This is a genomic window from Pseudomonas sp. A6, assembly GCF_052367875.1.
In the GTDB taxonomy this organism is placed as follows: Bacteria; Pseudomonadota; Gammaproteobacteria; order Pseudomonadales; family Pseudomonadaceae; genus Pseudomonas; species Pseudomonas citronellolis.
Map to the genome: position 1 here is coordinate 753,473 of NZ_CP198970.1, position 15,837 is coordinate 769,309.

General features: G+C 68.8%; 19 protein-coding genes and 1 pseudogene. 18 read left to right on the plus strand and 2 right to left on the minus strand.

Features of this window, described 5'->3' with window-relative positions:
* Positions 1 to 29: 29 nt before the first annotated feature.
* Positions 30 to 1,517: an anthranilate synthase component I gene (trpE, locus tag ACTWJ5_RS03355; RefSeq protein WP_444437468.1), complete on the plus strand. Its 1,488-nt coding sequence runs from the start codon at positions 30 to 32 to the stop codon at positions 1,515 to 1,517.
* A gap of 316 nt (positions 1,518 to 1,833) precedes the next feature.
* On the opposite strand, the gene ACTWJ5_RS03360 is transcribed toward trpE, so the two are convergent.
* Positions 1,834 to 2,175, minus strand: coding sequence for a pyocin activator PrtN family protein (locus ACTWJ5_RS03360; RefSeq protein WP_444437469.1), 342 nt, complete (start codon positions 2,173 to 2,175; stop codon positions 1,834 to 1,836).
* A gap of 129 nt (positions 2,176 to 2,304) precedes the next feature.
* Positions 2,305 to 3,063 carry an XRE family transcriptional regulator gene (locus ACTWJ5_RS03365; RefSeq protein WP_043269263.1) on the minus strand — a complete coding sequence of 253 codons (759 nt, stop codon included), beginning with the start codon at positions 3,061 to 3,063 and terminating at the stop codon, positions 2,305 to 2,307.
* Positions 3,064 to 3,458: 395 nt separating this feature from the next.
* Between ACTWJ5_RS03365 and ACTWJ5_RS03370 the strand changes: the two genes are divergently transcribed.
* From ACTWJ5_RS03370 to ACTWJ5_RS03450, 17 genes and pseudogenes are all read left to right on the plus strand, one after another.
* Positions 3,459 to 3,668, plus strand: a complete 210-nt coding sequence (locus ACTWJ5_RS03370; protein ID WP_444437470.1) for a TraR/DksA C4-type zinc finger protein — start codon at positions 3,459 to 3,461, stop codon at positions 3,666 to 3,668.
* 17 nt (positions 3,669 to 3,685) lie between these two features.
* Complete coding sequence (locus tag ACTWJ5_RS03375; RefSeq protein WP_009615611.1) at positions 3,686 to 4,045, plus strand: PA0613 family protein; 360 nt, start codon at positions 3,686 to 3,688, stop codon at positions 4,043 to 4,045.
* Between the two features lie 66 nt (positions 4,046 to 4,111).
* Complete coding sequence (locus ACTWJ5_RS03380; RefSeq protein WP_444437471.1) at positions 4,112 to 4,591, plus strand: GNAT family N-acetyltransferase; 480 nt, start codon at positions 4,112 to 4,114, stop codon at positions 4,589 to 4,591.
* Between the two features lie 280 nt (positions 4,592 to 4,871).
* A complete protein-coding gene (locus ACTWJ5_RS03385; protein WP_009615613.1) occupies positions 4,872 to 5,204 on the plus strand; it encodes a phage holin family protein in 333 nt (110 codons plus the stop codon).
* A gap of 28 nt (positions 5,205 to 5,232) precedes the next feature.
* Entirely contained in the window at positions 5,233 to 5,751 is a 519-nt protein-coding gene (locus ACTWJ5_RS03390; protein WP_444437472.1) for a hypothetical protein, read from the plus strand.
* Positions 5,748 to 6,311 carry a phage baseplate assembly protein V gene (locus ACTWJ5_RS03395; RefSeq protein WP_249917972.1) on the plus strand — a complete coding sequence of 188 codons (564 nt, stop codon included), beginning with the start codon at positions 5,748 to 5,750 and terminating at the stop codon, positions 6,309 to 6,311. The genes ACTWJ5_RS03390 and ACTWJ5_RS03395 overlap by 4 nt, the downstream gene beginning before the upstream one ends.
* A 100-nt stretch (positions 6,312 to 6,411) precedes the next feature.
* Positions 6,412 to 6,738, plus strand: coding sequence for a GPW/gp25 family protein (locus ACTWJ5_RS03400; protein ID WP_043269256.1), 327 nt, complete (start codon positions 6,412 to 6,414; stop codon positions 6,736 to 6,738).
* Positions 6,735 to 7,625: a baseplate assembly protein gene (locus ACTWJ5_RS03405; protein ID WP_069862271.1), complete on the plus strand. Its 891-nt coding sequence runs from the start codon at positions 6,735 to 6,737 to the stop codon at positions 7,623 to 7,625. Before ACTWJ5_RS03400 ends, ACTWJ5_RS03405 begins: the two co-directional genes overlap by 4 nt.
* Complete coding sequence (locus ACTWJ5_RS03410; RefSeq protein ID WP_249917971.1) at positions 7,618 to 8,232, plus strand: phage tail protein I; 615 nt, start codon at positions 7,618 to 7,620, stop codon at positions 8,230 to 8,232. Before ACTWJ5_RS03405 ends, ACTWJ5_RS03410 begins: the two co-directional genes overlap by 8 nt.
* Positions 8,223 to 9,149, plus strand: a pseudogene (locus ACTWJ5_RS03415) (phage tail protein); the annotation flags it as partial. The gene ACTWJ5_RS03410 and the pseudogene ACTWJ5_RS03415, both read left to right, overlap by 10 nt.
* Before the next feature lie 491 nt (positions 9,150 to 9,640).
* On the plus strand, positions 9,641 to 10,798 hold the full coding sequence (locus ACTWJ5_RS03420; RefSeq protein WP_301501927.1) for a phage tail sheath family protein: 1,158 nt from the start codon (positions 9,641 to 9,643) through the stop codon (positions 10,796 to 10,798).
* 12 nt (positions 10,799 to 10,810) lie between these two features.
* The gene (locus ACTWJ5_RS03425; RefSeq protein WP_043269248.1) at positions 10,811 to 11,314 is read left to right on the plus strand and encodes a phage major tail tube protein; all 504 of its coding nucleotides are present in this window, start codon (positions 10,811 to 10,813) and stop codon (positions 11,312 to 11,314) included.
* A 10-nt stretch (positions 11,315 to 11,324) separates the two neighbouring features.
* Complete coding sequence (locus ACTWJ5_RS03430; protein WP_009615639.1) at positions 11,325 to 11,636, plus strand: phage tail assembly protein; 312 nt, start codon at positions 11,325 to 11,327, stop codon at positions 11,634 to 11,636.
* 158 nt (positions 11,637 to 11,794) lie between these two features.
* Complete coding sequence (locus ACTWJ5_RS03435; RefSeq protein ID WP_444437473.1) at positions 11,795 to 13,717, plus strand: phage tail tape measure protein; 1,923 nt, start codon at positions 11,795 to 11,797, stop codon at positions 13,715 to 13,717.
* A gap of 28 nt (positions 13,718 to 13,745) precedes the next feature.
* Positions 13,746 to 14,582 carry a phage tail protein gene (locus ACTWJ5_RS03440; protein ID WP_069862259.1) on the plus strand — a complete coding sequence of 279 codons (837 nt, stop codon included), beginning with the start codon at positions 13,746 to 13,748 and terminating at the stop codon, positions 14,580 to 14,582.
* Positions 14,566 to 14,772, plus strand: a complete 207-nt coding sequence (locus ACTWJ5_RS03445; RefSeq protein ID WP_301501923.1) for a tail protein X — start codon at positions 14,566 to 14,568, stop codon at positions 14,770 to 14,772. Before ACTWJ5_RS03440 ends, ACTWJ5_RS03445 begins: the two co-directional genes overlap by 17 nt.
* 46 nt (positions 14,773 to 14,818) lie before the next feature.
* Positions 14,819 to 15,835: a phage late control D family protein gene (locus tag ACTWJ5_RS03450; protein WP_301501921.1), complete on the plus strand. Its 1,017-nt coding sequence runs from the start codon at positions 14,819 to 14,821 to the stop codon at positions 15,833 to 15,835.
* Positions 15,836 to 15,837 lie beyond the last annotated feature (2 nt).

The following is a 15,837-nucleotide window of genomic DNA, read 5'->3' on the forward strand; positions in this document are numbered from 1 at the left end:
CCGTTCCACCTCCTCGCACGAGACCGCTCATGAACCGCGACGCATTCCAGCGGCTGGCCGCCGAAGGCTACAACCGCATCCCCCTGACCTGCGAAACCCTCGCCGACTTCGACACCCCGCTGTCGATCTACCTGAAGCTCGCCGACGGCGCCAACAGCTACCTGCTGGAATCGGTGCAGGGCGGCGAGAAGTGGGGCCGCTACTCCATCATCGGCCTGCCGTGCCGCACCGTGCTGCGCGTCTACGGCCACTGCGTGAGCATCAGCGTCGACGGCGTGGAAAGCGAGCGCTTCGACTGCGAGGACCCGCTGGCCTTCGTCGAGCAGTTCAAGGAGCGCTACCGCGTGCCGACCCTGCCGGGCCTGCCGCGCTTCAACGGCGGCCTGGTCGGCTACTTCGGCTACGACTGCGTGCGCTACGTCGAGCCGCGCCTGGCGCAGTGCCCGAACCCGGACCCGCTGGGCAACCCGGACATCCTGCTGATGGTCTCCGACGCCGTGGTCGTCTTCGACAACCTGGCCGGCAAGCTGCACGCCATCGTCCTCGCCGACCCGGCCGAGGCGGACGCCTACGACAAGGGCCAGGCGCGCCTGGAAGAGCTGCTGCAGCGCCTGCGCCAGCCGATCACCCCGCGCCGGGGCCTGGACTTCGCCGCGGTCAACGCGCCCGAGCCGCAGTTCCGCGCCAGCTTCACCCGCGAGGACTACGAGCGCGCGGTGGACACCGTCAAGGAATACATCCTGGCCGGCGACTGCATGCAGGTGGTGCCGTCGCAGCGCATGTCCATCGATTTCAAGGCCGCGCCCATCGACCTGTACCGCGCGCTGCGCTGCTTCAACCCGACGCCCTACATGTACTTCTTCAACTTCGGCGACTTCCACGTGGTGGGCAGCTCGCCGGAGGTGCTGGTGCGCGTGGAGGACGGCGAGGTCACGGTGCGCCCGATCGCCGGCACCCGCCCGCGCGGCGCCACCGAGGAAGCCGACCGCGCCCTGGAGCAGGACCTGCTGTCCGACGCCAAGGAAATCGCCGAGCACCTGATGCTCATCGACCTGGGCCGCAACGACGTCGGCCGCGTGTCGCAGACCGGTTCGGTGAAGGTCACCGAGCAGATGGTCATCGAGCGCTACTCCAACGTCATGCACATCGTTTCCAACGTCAACGGCCAGCTCAAGCCCGAGCTCAGCGCCATGGACGCCCTGCGCGCGATCCTCCCGGCCGGCACCCTGTCCGGCGCGCCGAAGATCCGCGCCATGGAAATCATCGACGAGCTGGAGCCGGTCAAGCGCGGCGTCTACGGCGGCGCCGTGGGCTACCTGGCGTGGAACGGCAACATGGACACCGCCATCGCCATCCGCACCGCGGTGATCAAGAACGGCGAACTGCACGTGCAGGCCGGCGGCGGCATCGTCGCCGACTCGGTGCCGGCGCTGGAATGGGAAGAAACCATCAACAAGCGCCGCGCCATGTTCCGCGCGGTGGCTCTGGCCGAACACACCGCGCGCCTCGAAGACTGAGCGCTGCTGCCGTAATGCAGAACGCCGTTTCCCCGGGAGGGGAAACGGCGTTTTCGTTGGTGCCCGCAGTTTTCCCGTAGGAGCGGACCTTGTCCGCGATAGCCGTAACCACCGGCGCGATTCGCGGGCAGGGCCCGCTCCTACAGTTCCAGGGAGGAACGGAACGTTTTTTCGTAGGAGCGAGCTTGCTCGCGAACCGCATGGCACCGCGTTTGTTCGCGAGCAAGCTCGCTCCTACGAAGAGCACCTCGGCACACCCGCCTCCCAGGAACTGTAGGAGCGGATCTCATCCGCGAATCGCGCGCAGGGCGCGCTCCTACATGGTGACGGCATGTTCGCCTAACCCATCCTGCCCCTGCTGCCCCGCCCGGCGCCGGGCGAGGGCGGCATCCGCCAGGCTGGCGCGCTGCTCGACATAGGCCGCCAGGTGATCCACCGCCACGTACTGCATGGCCTTGTGGCTGTCGTCCAGGGTGGTCACCGGCAGGGCGATGCGTCCGCAGGCCAGGGCCTTGCCGAAGTTCTCCCGGTTGAGGTTGCGGAACCAGCGCTCGCGCACCTGTTCCAGGGGCACCAGCACGTCGCCGAAGATCTGGTAGACCAGCGCCACGGTTTCCTGGCGTGGCGCCGGTTGGGTGTCGGAGTTCGACGGCAGCATGGCTTCCTCCTGCTTGCGGTTGTCGTTCGATGGAGGAAATATAGCTTTTGTTGTTTTTCCTGGCAATCGCCGTTCGCCCGGCTTTCCTTCGCACAGAAGAAACCCCGCGGCGGCGGGGTTGGGGAGGGCTCAGCGAACCAGCGTGGGCGCGCGGCGATGGCGCACCGTCGACCACCAGAACACCCAGCCGATGATGCTCAGCTGGCTGGCCTGGATGGCCTGGGCGTCGTATTCCTCGTCGCCGTACTCGTCGCGGTTGAAGCTGCGCAGGCGGATGCCGCCGCCCGGCAGGCGGTAGAGGAACTTCACCCGCAGCATGCCCTCGTGCTCCAGGGCGTAGATCTCGCCGTCGGTGATGTGCGTCGTCGCCGTATCGATGCCGATGGTGGAGCCATCCATGATCAGCGGCTCCATGCTGTTGCCGGTGAGCTGGGCGCAGATGGCCGCGTCCGGGTCGACCCCGGCGGCGCGCAGGGTGGCGTAGGAGAAGCGCAGCTTGCGCCCCTCGATCTGGCGCACCGCGGTGCGCCCGGCGCCGGCGGACATTTCCACTTCCTTGTACAAGGGCAGTTCCACCTCGTCTTCGTCCAGCGGCGTGCTGCTGTCCCAGGGATGCAGCGGCTCCAGGCGCAGCGGGCTGCCGTCGGCCGGTGGTGTGGCGGCCTGCGGCGAGCCTTCGCCGGTGCCCAGCCAGACCGGCGAGACGCCCAGGGCCGCGGCGATCTCGATCAGCTTGCGGGTGCTCTGCGCCTTGCCGGCGGTCAGCTTGTGGATGGTGTTCTGCGAGACCCCGGCCGCTTCGGCGAGGCTCTCCTGCTTGAGGTTGCGCGCGGCCATGGCCTGCTTGAGGCGCTCGGCGAGCGTGGAGGGGCGGGCTGTGCTGTTCATGGCGGCACTCTACCGCCCGTTCCGTGGAAGTGTAAATAGCTTTGGTGTTGACTGTAAATAGCTTTGGTTGTAGTTTTTCCTTCGCTGGCCTTCTGAAGGTTGTTTCCGAGCCGGCGGCGGACGCGATCCGACACGAGGGTGCCGGCGCCTCCGTCTTCCGCGGCAGGGAGGCCGTGGGTTGCCTGCGGCCCGTGCGTCACGGGGCAGGCTGACGGCGGAAGCGGGCGAGGAGCGCACCGCTTCCGCACGGCGAGTGGCGTCCACCTGAGCGCCACGCATCGACAAACAGCACGCGAATGACCTGGCAGCGCGGCCGCGGGATGGCACGTGCAGGGCGGGTCGTCGCCCGGAGAAAAGCATGAACGCACCAGCGCAACACCACGGGGAGGTCGCCCATGGCTGATCTCGCCGACTACGCCAACGACCTGGCCCTGGAACGCCTCGACGCCCTGCTGGCGGCACGGCGCGGCAACGAGCCGGAGCCAGCCGCCGCCGACTGCCAGGTCTGCGGCGAGCCCATCCCCGAGGCCCGCCGCCTGGCGGTGCCCGGCTGCAGCCGCTGCCTGGACTGCCAGGCCCTGGACGAACTGGAACGGCACCGCTGAAGGCGCGGGAGGCAAACGTGATCAAGCCGATCGATGAAATGCTCAGGCTCTGGGCCGAGGAAATGCACAGCCCGGGCGTGGCCGGTGGCGGCTATGCCGGCGGCAACCTGCTGGCGCTGATGATCGCCAACAAGGGCGAGATGATCCGCGGCACCCGTGGCAGCCGGGTACTGCTCGACCGCGTCGCCGAGCTGGACCTGATCGTCAACGGCCTGCCCGAGCAGCAGAAGCAGGTGGTCAGCGAACACTACCTGAACCGCGACAGCGAACCCGAGCAGAAGTACCGCCACTGCCGCTGCAGCCGCAACACCTTCTACTTGCGCCTGCACGTGGCGCACCAGAGCATCCAGGCCCGCCTGCTGCGCCGCGTGGCCTGACCCCGCCGAGCCCGGCCCCGCGCCGGGCTTTCTCCACCCATGCGCCGTTGCGCTATGCTCGCGGCCATGGACAGCACCTCCCTCACCCTGCGCCCCGCGAGCCCGGCCGATGCCGAGGCGATCCTGCGGATTCTCGGCGAAACCTACGAAACCACCTGGAAACCCCAACTGACCGCCGAGGCGCGAGCGCGCTTCGAAGCGGCAGGGCGCACCCGCGCCTACGTCCAGGCGCGCCTCGGGCATTTCCACCTGGCCTGCCTGGGCGGCGAGGTCATCGGCCTGGTCGCCTGGCGCGACGACTTCATCGATGCCCTGCACGTCTCGCCCCGCGCCCAACGCGCCGGCGCCGGCAGCGCCCTGCTGCGCTTCGCCGAACGCCAGATGGCCGCAGCCGGCCACGCGCAGGCGCGCCTGGAGACCGACACCTTCAACCGCCAGAGCCGCGCCTTCTACGCCAGGCACGGCTACGCGGAAGTCGACTTCTACCCCGACGAGGAATGGCACAGCGGCTTCACCACGGTGCTGCTGAGCAAGCCCCTGGGCTGAGTCGCAGTGTCTCGCCGGTGCGTTGCCGGTGCATTGCCCACCTATTGCGGTGCCAGGGCGGAAATGCCTTGTCCGGCCGGGAATCGGGGGGTACAAAGTCATCAATCTTGCAAAGGTGCGTCCCCAGGGAGCACCGCTGAAAACCTCGTCGAGCCCGGCCCCAGCGCCGGGCTTTTTCGTTTCCGCCGCCCGCTTTCGCGGCCTGCGGCCGTAATCCCCGGCTGGCTGATAGCCGCCGGTTCCGCCCGCCGGCGCGGGCGTTTGTCTTCAAGGTGAACCCATGGGCAATGAACCCGAGATGCCGCTGTGGGTATCGATCCTGCTGGCCGCCGTGGGCGGCGTCAGCGGCGAGATGTGGCGGGCCGACAAGGCCGGCCTGGGCGGCTGGGGGCTGCTGCGGCGCCTGGCGTTGCGCTCCGGCGCCTCGATCGTCTGCGGCGTGGCGGTGATGTTCCTGGCCTTGGCCTGCGGCGCCTCGCTGCTGCTCAGCGCCGCCGTCGGCAGCCTGACCGCGGCGGCCGGCGCCGAGATCGCCGTCGGCCTCTACGAACGCTGGGCGGCCCGCCGCCTGGGTGTCTGCCAATTGAGCGACAGCGACCACGAGCGTCGCTGAACGAATCCATCCGAAACAGGGAGGCGCCATGCCTGACCAGGAGTTGACCCTCGAAAGCCTGCTGGCCGCCGTCGAACAGCGGCTGCGCGCGGTACTGCCGGAGGCCGTGCAGATACTGCGCGGCCCACTGGGAACGGCCACCCCGCAGCTACCCGCGCTGCTGCTGGAATACGCCGCGCTGGCGCCGGGCCGCAACCCCGGCACCGGCGAGACGGCGCTGCTGTGCCGGCTGCAGGCACGCCTGCTGCTGCAGCGCGACGACGCCGAGGCGGAAGTGCTGGCGCTGCAGCTGGCTTCGCTGATCGCCGTCCTGCTGCGTGCGCAGACCTGGGACCTGCCGCTGGAGCCGGCCGGCTTCGTCCAGGCCCGGCCCGAGGCCAGCGAGGCCTACCGCGTCTGGCTGCTGGAGTGGGACCAGCCGCTGCTGCTGGGTACGCCGGAATGGCCCTGGGAGGACCTGCCGCCGGGCTCGCTGCTGCTGGGTATCGAGCCGCAGACCGGCCCCGGCCACGAGGCCGACTACTTCGCCCCGGAGGACCTGGCATGAACCCGACCTACGTGAGCGCCGAGCACGACCGCATGCTCGCCTCGCTGATCGTGCCCTGCGTGGTGGTCGCCGTGGACCTGGCCGCCGCCCGGGTGCGGGTGCGCAATGGCGACTGGACCAGCGCCTGGGTCCGCTGGCACGCCCAGGGCGCAGGCCCGGCGCGGCACTGGCGGGCGCCGGGCATCGGCGAACAGGGCGTATTGCTCAGCCCCTCCGGCGTGCTGTCCATGGGCACCTTCGTGCCCGGCCTGTACGGCGACGCCGGCGCCCCGGCGGACAGCCGCGACCACGTCGAGACCTGGCGATTCGCCGACGGCGGCAGCCTGAGCTACGACTGGGCGGCGCACAGCTACAGCATCGAGCTGCCCAGCGGCAGCGTCACGGTGAAGGTGGGTGGGGCGCAGGTACTGGTCAGCGATTCCAGCGTGACGGTCAAGGCCGGGCAGATCAGCCTGCAGGGCGAGGTGGCCATCCAGGGCAACCTGGCGGTGCAGGGCAACGTCACCAGCAGCGGCTCGATCATGGACACCACCGGCAACAGCAACCACCACACCCACTGAACCGTCACTTTCATCCACAGGCCCGCCATGCGCGGGCCTCTTCGTTTCTGGAGAACAGCATGGGCAAGCACAACCGCCCGCCACAGGGGAGGGCGCGGCCATGATCGGCATGGACAGGCGCAACGGCCAACCCCTGGGCGGCCTGGCGCACCTGAAACAATCCATCGAGGACATCCTCGGCACGCCCCTGGGCAGCCGGCGCATGCGCCCGGAGTACGGCAGCCAGCTGCGGCGCATGGTCGACCTGCCGCTCAGCGAAGGCTGGAAAAGCGCGGTGCAGGCCGAGGTCGCCCGTTCCCTCGGGCGCTGGGAGCCGCGCATCCGCCTGCAGTCGGTGAAGGTCAGCGCGGTGCTCGATGGCCGCGTCAGCCTGCTGTTGAGCGGGCTCTACCAGGGTGACGGTTTCCAGCTGGAGGTGCAGGCATGAGCATCATCGACCTGTCGCAGCTGCCGCCGCCGGACGTGGTGGAAAGCCTGGACTTCGAGAGCCTCTACCAGGAGCTGCTGGAAGCCTTCCGCGCGGCCATGGGCGAAGGCTGGGACGCCGCGCTGGAGTCCGATCCGGTGGTCAAGCTGCTGGAGCTGGCGGCCTACCGTGAGCTGCTGCTGCGCGCCCGCATCAACGACGCCGCGCGGGCAGTGATGCTCGCCTACGCCACGGGCAGCGACCTCGAGCAACTGGCCGCCGGCTACAACGTGGCGCGCCTGGTGATCCAGCCCGCCGATCCGTCGGCGGTGCCGCCGCTGGAGGCGGTGCTGGAGAGCGACGACTCGCTGCGCAACCGCACCCAGCTGGCCTTCGACCAACTGTCGGTGGCCGGGCCGCGCAATGCCTACGTGGCCTTCGCGCTGGGCGCCGACGGGCGCATCGCCGATGTCTCGGCGATCAGCCCCGCGCCCTGCGAGGCACTGATCAGCGTGCTGTCCCGCGAAGGCGATGGCAGTGCTGCCGAGGACATCCTCGAAGCAGTGCGCCTGGCGCTGTCCGACGAGGACGTACGACCGGTGGGCGATCGCGTCACCGTGCAGTCGGCGAGCATCGTCGACTACCGGGTGGAGGCGGTGCTCTACATCTACCCGGGGCCCGAGGCCGAGCTGATCCGCCAGGCGGCGGAAGCCTCGCTGCAAGGCTACATCGCCACCCAGCGCCGGCTCGGCCGCGACATCCGCCGCTCGGCGCTGTTCGCCGCGCTGCATGTGGAGGGCGTTCAGCGCGTAGAGCTGGCGCAGCCGGCCGCCGACGTGGTGCTGGACGCCACCCAGGCCGCCTATTGCACCGGCTACGCCATCAGCGTGGGAGGCTCCGATGAGTAGCCGCCTGCTGCCCAGCAACGCCACGCCGCTGGAACGGGCGCTGGCCGACGTGCAGGTGAGCGATCTACCGATCCCGCTGCGCGAGCTGATGGACCCGCAGCGCTGCCCGCTGGCGCTGCTGCCCTACCTGGCCTGGGCCTGGTCGGTGGACCGCTGGGACCCGGACTGGGCCGAGCCGGTGAAGCGCAAGGCGATAGCCGCGGCGTTCCGTATCCACCAGCACAAGGGCACCATCGCCGCGCTGCGCCGGGTGATCGAGCCGCTGGGCTACCTGATCGAGGTGATCGAGTGGTGGCAGAGCGCGCCCATGGGCGAGCCGGGCACCTTCGGCCTGCGCATCGGCGTGCTCGACAGCGGCATCAGCGAAGCCATGTACCAGGAGGTGGAGCGCCTGATCGACGACGCGAAGCCGCTGACCCGCCACCTCATCGGGCTGGACATCAGCCTGGAAACCCAGGGGCCGATCTACGTCGGCTCCGGCCAATACGACGGCGACATCACCACCGTCTACCCCTATCTCCCGGACGTCATCGAGACCCGCGGCGGCTACGGCCTGCCCGGCCGGGAACACACCATCGACCAACTGAGCGTCTACCCATGGCCGTGACCTACTACGCACTCCTGACCACCATCGGTGCCGGCAAGCTGGCGAATGCCACCGCGCTGGGCACCACCCTGAAAATCACCCAACTGGCCGTCGGCGACGGCGGCGGCAACGTCCCGACCCCGGACGCCAGCCGCACCGCGCTGGTCAACGAAGTCCGCCGCGCGCCGCTGAACCAACTGAGCGTCGACCCGGCCAACGCCGCGCAGATCATCGCCGAGCAGGTCATCCCCGAGGACGTCGGCGGCTGGTGGATCCGCGAGATGGGCCTGTACGACGAGGCCGGCGCACTGATCGCCTACGCCAACTGCGCGCCGTCCTACAAACCGCAACTGGCCGAAGGCAGCGGCCGCACCCAGACCGTGCGCATGGTGCTGATCGTCAGCAACACCGCTTCGGTGGAGCTGAAGATCGATCCGAGCGTGGTGCTGGCTACCCGCGAGTACGTCGACAGCGCCATCGTCAGCGCGATGAACAAGCTGGATCAGAAACAGTCGGCGCGTGTTGCGACCACCGCCAACATCACCCTGAGCGGCCTGCAGACGCTGGATGGCGTGGCGCTGGCTGCTGGCGACCGGGTGCTGGTGAAGAATCAGACCAACGCGCCGGACAACGGCATCTACCTGGTAGCCAGCGGTGCCTGGAAGCGCGCGGGGGATGCGGATGCAAGCGTCGAGGTGACGCCGAACCTGACTGTTGCAGTGGAGGAGGGCAGCACCCAGGCGGACAGTATCTGGCAGCTCACCACCAATGCCCCGATCGTGCTGGGGACCACTGCGCTGGTATTCCAGAACATCACCACTGGGTTGGCGCCGCTGGCTTCGCCGGTGTTTACCGGCATACCAATTGCTCCCACTGCTGCAGTTGGTACCAATACTACTCAGTTGGCAAGCACGGCGTTTGTTCAGGCAGCGTTTTCAAGATTTTCCAACTCATCCCAAGTGGCACTTCCATTAGTCAATGGTTTTTATAATAGAGGGGTAAGTGGCTACTGGACTGCCAATGGGAATCTTTACCTTGGTATTAATATAGGTAGAGCAACTTTGGCAGAAGGGAATAGTGTCGCTTTCACTCTTCCTCTTGGGGCAAGACCTAAGTATCAGGTTGGTGGAGTCGGAAGCTTTTCGGCCGATGATCCTCTCTTTTTGGGTGTCTTCACATGGAGTCTGAATACTGACGGTAAATTTGTGATTATATATTCAATTCTCGCTCCTGCCGGCAGCAAAGGATGTGGCTATGGCATGAACTTATGTACTCAACTGGCCTAATAGCTCTCAATTTCTATTGAGATGTTTGCAGTACAAGCTGATTTAAATATCAGTTCGTGTTAGCAGGATTCTATCTGACAGCAAGCTAGCGTCAGATCCACCAACCGCCTACCGGCGGTTTTTTTATGTCTGGAGAAAACCCTATGAGCTTCTTTCACGGCGTTACCGTGACCAACGTCGACGTCGGCGCGCGCACCATCGCGCTGCCGTCGTCCTCGATCATCGGCCTGGTGGATACCTTCACCCCGGGCGCTCCGGCCACCGCCGAGCCGGATGTGCCGGTGCTGCTAACCAGCCTGCGCGAGGCCGCTGCCGCCTTCGGCGTGGGCTCGGCGATCTACAAGGCCTGCACCGCCATCTTCACCCAGGCCTCCGCCGTGGTCGTCGCGGTGGGTGTGGCCGAGGTCGAGGACCCGGCGCAGCAGACCTCGGCGATCATCGGCAACGTCACCGAGTCCGGCCAGCGCACCGGTCTGCAGGCGCTGCTTGATGGCAAGTCGCGCTTCAACGCCCAGCCGCGCCTGCTGGTGGCGCCGAAGCATTCCGCCACCGAGGCCGTGGCTACCGCCATGGACGCCCTGGCGGGCAAGCTGCGCGCCATCGCCATCGTCGACGGGCCGAACAGCACCGACGAGGCGGCCATCGCCTATGCCGGCGAGTTCGGCAGCAAGCGCGTGTACATGGTCGACCCCGGCGTGCAGTACTGGGACACCGAGGCCAGCGCCACCGCCGACGCCCCGGCCTCGGCCTACGCCGCCGGGCTGTTCGCCTGGACCGACGCCGAGTACGGCTTCTGGTCCTCGCCGTCGAACAAGGTGTTCACCGGCATCACCGGCACCACCCGCCCGGTGGAGTTCCTCGACGGCGACGCGACCTGCCGCGCCAACCTGCTGAACAACGCCAACGTCACCACCATCATCCGCGACGACGGCTACCGCCTGTGGGGCAACCGCACCCTGTCCAGCGACCCGAAGTGGGCCTTCGTGACCCGCGTGCGCACCCTCGACATGGTGATGGACGCCATCCTCGCCGGGCACAAGTGGGCGGTCGACCGCGGCATCACCAAGACCTACGTCAAGGACGTCACCGAGGGCCTGCGCGCCTTCATGCGCGACCTGAAGAACCAGGGCGCGGTGATCGACTTCGAGGTCTACGCCGACGCGGAACTCAACACCGCCAGCCAACTGGCCCAGGGCAAGGTGTACTGGAACATCCGCTTCACCGACGTGCCGCCCGCCGAAAACCCCAACTTCCGCGTGGAAGTCACCGACCAGTGGCTCACCGAAGTCCTCGACGCCTAAGGAGCAACACCCATGATTCCGCAAACCCTGAGCAACACCAACCTGTTCGTCGACGGCGTCAGCTTCGCCGGTGACGTGCCGTCGCTGACCCTGCCCAAGCTGAGCATCAAGACCCAGGACTACCAGGCCGGCGGCATGGACGCGCCCATCGCCCTGGACATGGGCCTGGAGAAGATGGAGGCGAAGTTCTCCACCAACGGCGCGCGCCGCGAGGCGCTGAACTTCTTCGGCCTGGCCGACCAGAGCGGCTTCAACGGCGTGTTCCGCGGCTCCTTCAAGGGCCAGAAGGGCGACGCCGTGCCGGTGATCGCGACCCTGCGCGGCATGCTCCAGGAAGTCGACCCGGGCGACTGGAAGGTCGGCGAGCTGGCCGAGTTCAAGTTCAACGTGGTGGTCAGCTACTACAAGCTGGAGGTCGACGGCCGCGAGGTCTTCGAGATCGACCCGCTGAACTCGGTGCGCCGCGTCAACGGTGTCGACCAGTTGGCCGCCCTGCGCGGTCACCTCGGCCTGTGAGGTGCGCGCCATGACCCAAGCACAACCGGCCTGGCTCAGCCTGGGCGCCGACGCCGCCACCGTGCGCCTGTCGCGCCCTGCGCAATGCAACGGCGTCAGCGTCGACAGCCTGACCCTGCGCGCCCCCACGGTGCGCGACATCCGCCTGGCCACCCGCGTCGGCGGCGATGCGGAGGAGCGCGAGCTGCAACTGTTCGCCTCCCTCGCCCAGGTCAGCGCCCAGGACCTGGAGGGGCTCAAGCTCAGCGACTACCAACGGCTGCAGAACGCCTACTTTCGCTTGGTGCGCGAAGACGGCGACGAGCCCGGCGCGGATGCGTGAGCTGGCGCGGCGCCTGGCCCGCGAACTGGGTTTCGGCGCCGCCGACCTCGACGGCATGAGCCAGGGCGAGCTGCTCTGGTGGCTGGGCGAGGACGCTGCCTGAGGGCGCGGGAGCGGCGTGCATGCGCCGCTCCCGCCTTTGATGGATGGAATGAGCGATGAGCGAGAAACAGAAGATCAGCATCGTGCTCGGCGGGGTGTTCGACGCCAGTTTCGGGGCGGTCGTGGCGGACGCCAAGGCGCGTGTGGAAGCGCTCCGGCGCGGCAGCGAGCGTGCCTTCGACCTCCAGGGCCTGGTCGGTGAAACCCGCGACCTGCAGGCGGAATACCTGCGCCTGCAGCGCGTCGGCGACGCCCAGGCGGGCACGACCCTGCGGGCACTGGAAGGCAACCTGGCGCTGCTCAAGCGGCACGGCCTGGAGGTGGGCAACCTGTCGAAGCTGTATGAGCGCCTGGGCCGCAGTGTGCGTGGTAGCGAACTCAGGGCCCGGGGCTGGGAGCAACTGGAGAGCGCCGGCCGCCGCTTCGGCGAGCTGGGCAGGTTCGGCAGCGCCATGGGCGTGCCCATCGGTATCGCCGCGGATTATCAGGAACGCATCCGTGCCCTGGCGATCCGTGGCGGTATCGCCGGTACCGCGCAGGAACGGCAGCTGTCGCAACGGATACAGGAAAGCGCGCAAGGCAGCGGGATGAGCCGGGACGACAGCGCAAGCCTGCTCGCTGCGCTGATGGACAGTGGCATGCGGCAGCAGGATGCCCAGTCGCTCCTGCCGTTGGCGGCGAAATTCGCCCGTAGCCAGGGCGCCGGGCTCGCCGACACCGCGGCGCTGCTGCGCAGCCTGCAGGTGAAGGCCGGGCTCGATACTCCCTCCGAGTTGGCGAAGACGCTGGACTCCCTGGCCTTCCTCGGCCAGCAGGGCGAGTTCGAGACGGCGGACCTGGCGCGTCACCTGCCGGAACTGTTGTCCAGGGCGCGCCCGCGAAAGGGGCAGGGCAGCAAGGCTGTCGTCCGCCTGGGGGCCATGCTGGAACTGCAGATGCGCAAGAGCGGTTCGCCCGAAGAGGCGGCCGAAAGGGTGGGCAAAGGGCTCAAGGGCCTGCTGCCGGCCTCGGGCGGCGGGGAGGCGTTGCGGCGCCTGCAAGCGCAGGCCCTGAAGGCCAGTGGAGTGGTCGACAACCTTCTCCTCCAGCGCAATGACACGACCTCGGCCCGCATCGGTGCGGCGCGGGCATCCAGCGAGACGCTGCTGGGAGCCGTCGGCGATGCGCTCGTGCCCTATGTGGACCCCGCGCTGGAGGTGGGCTCCGAGGGGTTCCGCCGCGCGACGCAACTGGTCAACGAGAACCCCGGCGTGGTGGCTTCGGCGGTGGGGCTGTTCGGTGCCTACAAGGGTGGCCGGGCGCTGTTCGACGTGGGGCGCGGCGCCGTGAACCTGGCAAGGGGCGGCCTGCTCGGCGCGCCAGCCGGGAAGCTGCCGGAGATCGCGCTGCGCACAGGCAACACGGTGAGTGGAATGCCCGCCGTGCTCGACGCGGTCGGCAAGGGCGGCGCGCAACTGGCCCGCGGCGGTCGCTTGCTGCTGCGCGGTGCCGTACCGCTGAGTGCCGGGCTGGCCGTGCTGGGCGCCGTGGAGACCTATGCCAGTGACGGCTCCGCCCAACAGAAGGGCGAAGGCTATGGCGGTGCCGCCGGCGCCCTGGTGGGAACCGCGCTGGGCGCTGCCGTGGGCTCGATAGTCCCGGTGGTGGGCACGGCCATCGGCGGTGCGCTCGGCGGCTTGCTGGGCGAGAAGCTGGGCGGCTGGGGCGGCGGCAAGCTCGGCGCCTGGCTGGGCAAGGAAAGCGCCGCGGCGAAGGCCGAGGCCGCCAGTGCGCCCGAAGCGAAGCTGCCTCCCGCCCCACCAGCAATACCCCCGGTGCAGAACTGGCACTTCTCCCCGCAGATCACCCTGAACGTCGGCGGCGGTCTGTTCGAGCCGCGCCTGCTGGCCGAACAGCTGCTGCCGCAACTGCGCCGGCTGCTCGACGAATTCAACAGCCGCCAGCGCAACGACAGCCTGTTCGACCTGCCGAGGCTCTGAACGGCGACCTGACGAATGAGGAGCCAGCATGGCTTACATGGAGCAACTACAGGCCGGCCTACGGTCCATCGGCCAGGCCATCGAGGCCGGCCGCCGCGAGCTGAAGGGCACGATAGATCCACTGGACCAGGCCATCGGCGAGCTGCAGGACGCCAGCGGCCAACTGGAGAAACTGCTGGGCCTGCCGCCCGGCGTGTCGGCGCAACTGCAGCGCGTGATGCGCGGCATCGACCAGGCCAATGCGCGGCTGGACAAGGTGGTGGCCGTCTATTCGAAGGCCGAGCGCGCCGTGCAGCGGGTGGACGAGCGCCTCGACGCGCTGGGCCGGCAGGCGGCGCGGGCCGGTCAGGCGATCAACCGCATCGCCGGGGCGATCAGCCCGAAGCTGGCCAACATCATCCCCAGCGAGCTGCTGGCGCCGCTGACCACGCCGGCGGCGGAAGCGGTCAAGCCGCAGCCCCACCTGCTGGTGATGCGGCCGCTGGCGCCGAACGCCACGCCCTTCTACTTCAACCTGTCCACCGCGGCCTTCGACAAGCTGGTGCGCGACACCCAGTACAGCTGGGTGCCCCAGGCGCGCCTGGACCGGCGCCCGGCCCTGCAGTCGCCGGGGCAGGGCGCGGAGACGCTGAGCCTCAGCGGCACCATCGCCACCCTGTTGGGCGCCGGCGTCGGCCAGTTGCAGAAGCTGCGCGACATCGCCGCGCGCCGCGAGCCGCTGAGCCTGAGCAGTTGGTCCGGCCAACTGCTGGGCAACTGGTGCATCACCCGCATCGGCGAGAACCAATCCAGCCTGCTGAGCGACGGCGTGCCGCGCAGCCAGGCCTTCACCCTGGAGTTCACCCGCTATGGCGACGATCTGTAGAACCGCGGACGGCGACTGCCTGGACAGTCTCTGCCAGTATCACTACGGGCACCTGCTGGGCAGCGTGGAAGCCGTCCTCGAAGCCAACCCCGGCCTGGCCGACGAGCCCCAACCGCTGCGCGCCGGGCTGCTGATCCGCCTGCCCGAGCTGTCGCCCCCCAGTGATCCCCGGGTACGCCTGTGGGACTGACCCCCGACCCCGCTCCGGCGGGGTCTTTCCTTTCCGGAGGCCCGAAGTGCGCCCGACCTTCCGTCTGCTCGCCAACGGCAGCGACATCACCCACCTGCTCAGCGACCGTCTGCTCAGCCTGGTCCTGACCGACAAGCCGGGCCTGGAGTCCGACACCTTCGAACTGGTCCTGGATGACCGCGACGGCGCCATCGCGTTGCCCGCGCGCGGCGCCTGGCTGGACCTGTTCCTCGGCTACGCCGGGGAGGAACTGGCGCCCATGGGCCGCTACCGGGTGGATGCGCTCCGCTTCGACGGGCCGCCCCGCCGGCTGACCCTGAGCGGCCGCGCCGGCGACATGCACGGCGAGGGCAAAAGCACCCGCTGTGCCGCCTGGGAGAACGCCAGCCTGGCGCGGATCGTCTTCGACCTGGCCGCGCGCAACCACTGGAGCGCGCGCTGCCCGGTGCAGGTGAACGTCGCCCGCGCGGAGCAGTTGAACGAATCGGACTTCAACTTCATCACCCGCCTGGCCCGCCAGCACGACTGCACCGCCAAGCTGGCCGACGGCCTGTTGCTGGTGCTGCCGCGCCAGGCCGGGGAAAGCGCTTCCGGGCGCGCCATCGCGCCGCTGGAGCTGATGCCGGGCGATGTCGGTTCCTTCGACCTGCGCCTCGACGACCGTACCGTCTACCACCGGGTGAAGACCTGCTACCAGGACCCGGCCAGCGGCGCCATGCGCCAGGTGGCGCTGGAAAACCCGAAGGCGCCGGAGGACGTCAGCGCCGAGTTCATCGACCGCCATCCCTACCCGGACCGCGGCGCCGCCGAGCAGGCGGCCAGGGCGCGGCTGGCCGACTTCAACCGCGGCAGCGCCTTCGTGCGCCTGCAGATGCCCGGGCGCAGCGACCTGTTCGCCGAGCGCAGCGTGCGGCTGAGCGGCTTCAAGGACGGCCTGGACGGCGAGTTCCTCACCGACTCGGTGGAACAGCGCCTGGATGCCGGCGGCTGGAGCACCACCATCACCTGCAACGGCGGCGCCCAGGGCAAGGCCGATGCCGCGGGTGGCAAGGGGCGCAGCTGAAG

Bases quoted from the DNA above. Each gene is read 5' to 3' on its own strand.
- trpE (WP_444437468.1), top strand. From the start codon at position 30: ATGAACCGCGACGCATTCCAGCGGCTGGCCGCCGAAGGCTACAACCGC.
- ACTWJ5_RS03360 (WP_444437469.1), bottom strand. From the start codon at position 2,175: ATGCTGCCGTCGAACTCCGACACCCAACCGGCGCCACGCCAGGAAACC.
- ACTWJ5_RS03365 (WP_043269263.1), bottom strand. From the start codon at position 3,063: ATGAACAGCACAGCCCGCCCCTCCACGCTCGCCGAGCGCCTCAAGCAG.
- ACTWJ5_RS03370 (WP_444437470.1), top strand. From the start codon at position 3,459: ATGGCTGATCTCGCCGACTACGCCAACGACCTGGCCCTGGAACGCCTC.
- ACTWJ5_RS03380 (WP_444437471.1), top strand. From the start codon at position 4,112: ATGGACAGCACCTCCCTCACCCTGCGCCCCGCGAGCCCGGCCGATGCC.
- ACTWJ5_RS03385 (WP_009615613.1), top strand. From the start codon at position 4,872: ATGGGCAATGAACCCGAGATGCCGCTGTGGGTATCGATCCTGCTGGCC.
- ACTWJ5_RS03390 (WP_444437472.1), top strand. From the start codon at position 5,233: ATGCCTGACCAGGAGTTGACCCTCGAAAGCCTGCTGGCCGCCGTCGAA.
- ACTWJ5_RS03395 (WP_249917972.1), top strand. From the start codon at position 5,748: ATGAACCCGACCTACGTGAGCGCCGAGCACGACCGCATGCTCGCCTCG.
- ACTWJ5_RS03400 (WP_043269256.1), top strand. From the start codon at position 6,412: ATGATCGGCATGGACAGGCGCAACGGCCAACCCCTGGGCGGCCTGGCG.
- ACTWJ5_RS03405 (WP_069862271.1), top strand. From the start codon at position 6,735: ATGAGCATCATCGACCTGTCGCAGCTGCCGCCGCCGGACGTGGTGGAA.
- ACTWJ5_RS03410 (WP_249917971.1), top strand. From the start codon at position 7,618: ATGAGTAGCCGCCTGCTGCCCAGCAACGCCACGCCGCTGGAACGGGCG.
- ACTWJ5_RS03420 (WP_301501927.1), top strand. From the start codon at position 9,641: ATGAGCTTCTTTCACGGCGTTACCGTGACCAACGTCGACGTCGGCGCG.
- ACTWJ5_RS03425 (WP_043269248.1), top strand. From the start codon at position 10,811: ATGATTCCGCAAACCCTGAGCAACACCAACCTGTTCGTCGACGGCGTC.
- ACTWJ5_RS03430 (WP_009615639.1), top strand. From the start codon at position 11,325: ATGACCCAAGCACAACCGGCCTGGCTCAGCCTGGGCGCCGACGCCGCC.
- ACTWJ5_RS03435 (WP_444437473.1), top strand. From the start codon at position 11,795: ATGAGCGAGAAACAGAAGATCAGCATCGTGCTCGGCGGGGTGTTCGAC.
- ACTWJ5_RS03440 (WP_069862259.1), top strand. From the start codon at position 13,746: ATGGCTTACATGGAGCAACTACAGGCCGGCCTACGGTCCATCGGCCAG.
- ACTWJ5_RS03445 (WP_301501923.1), top strand. From the start codon at position 14,566: ATGGCGACGATCTGTAGAACCGCGGACGGCGACTGCCTGGACAGTCTC.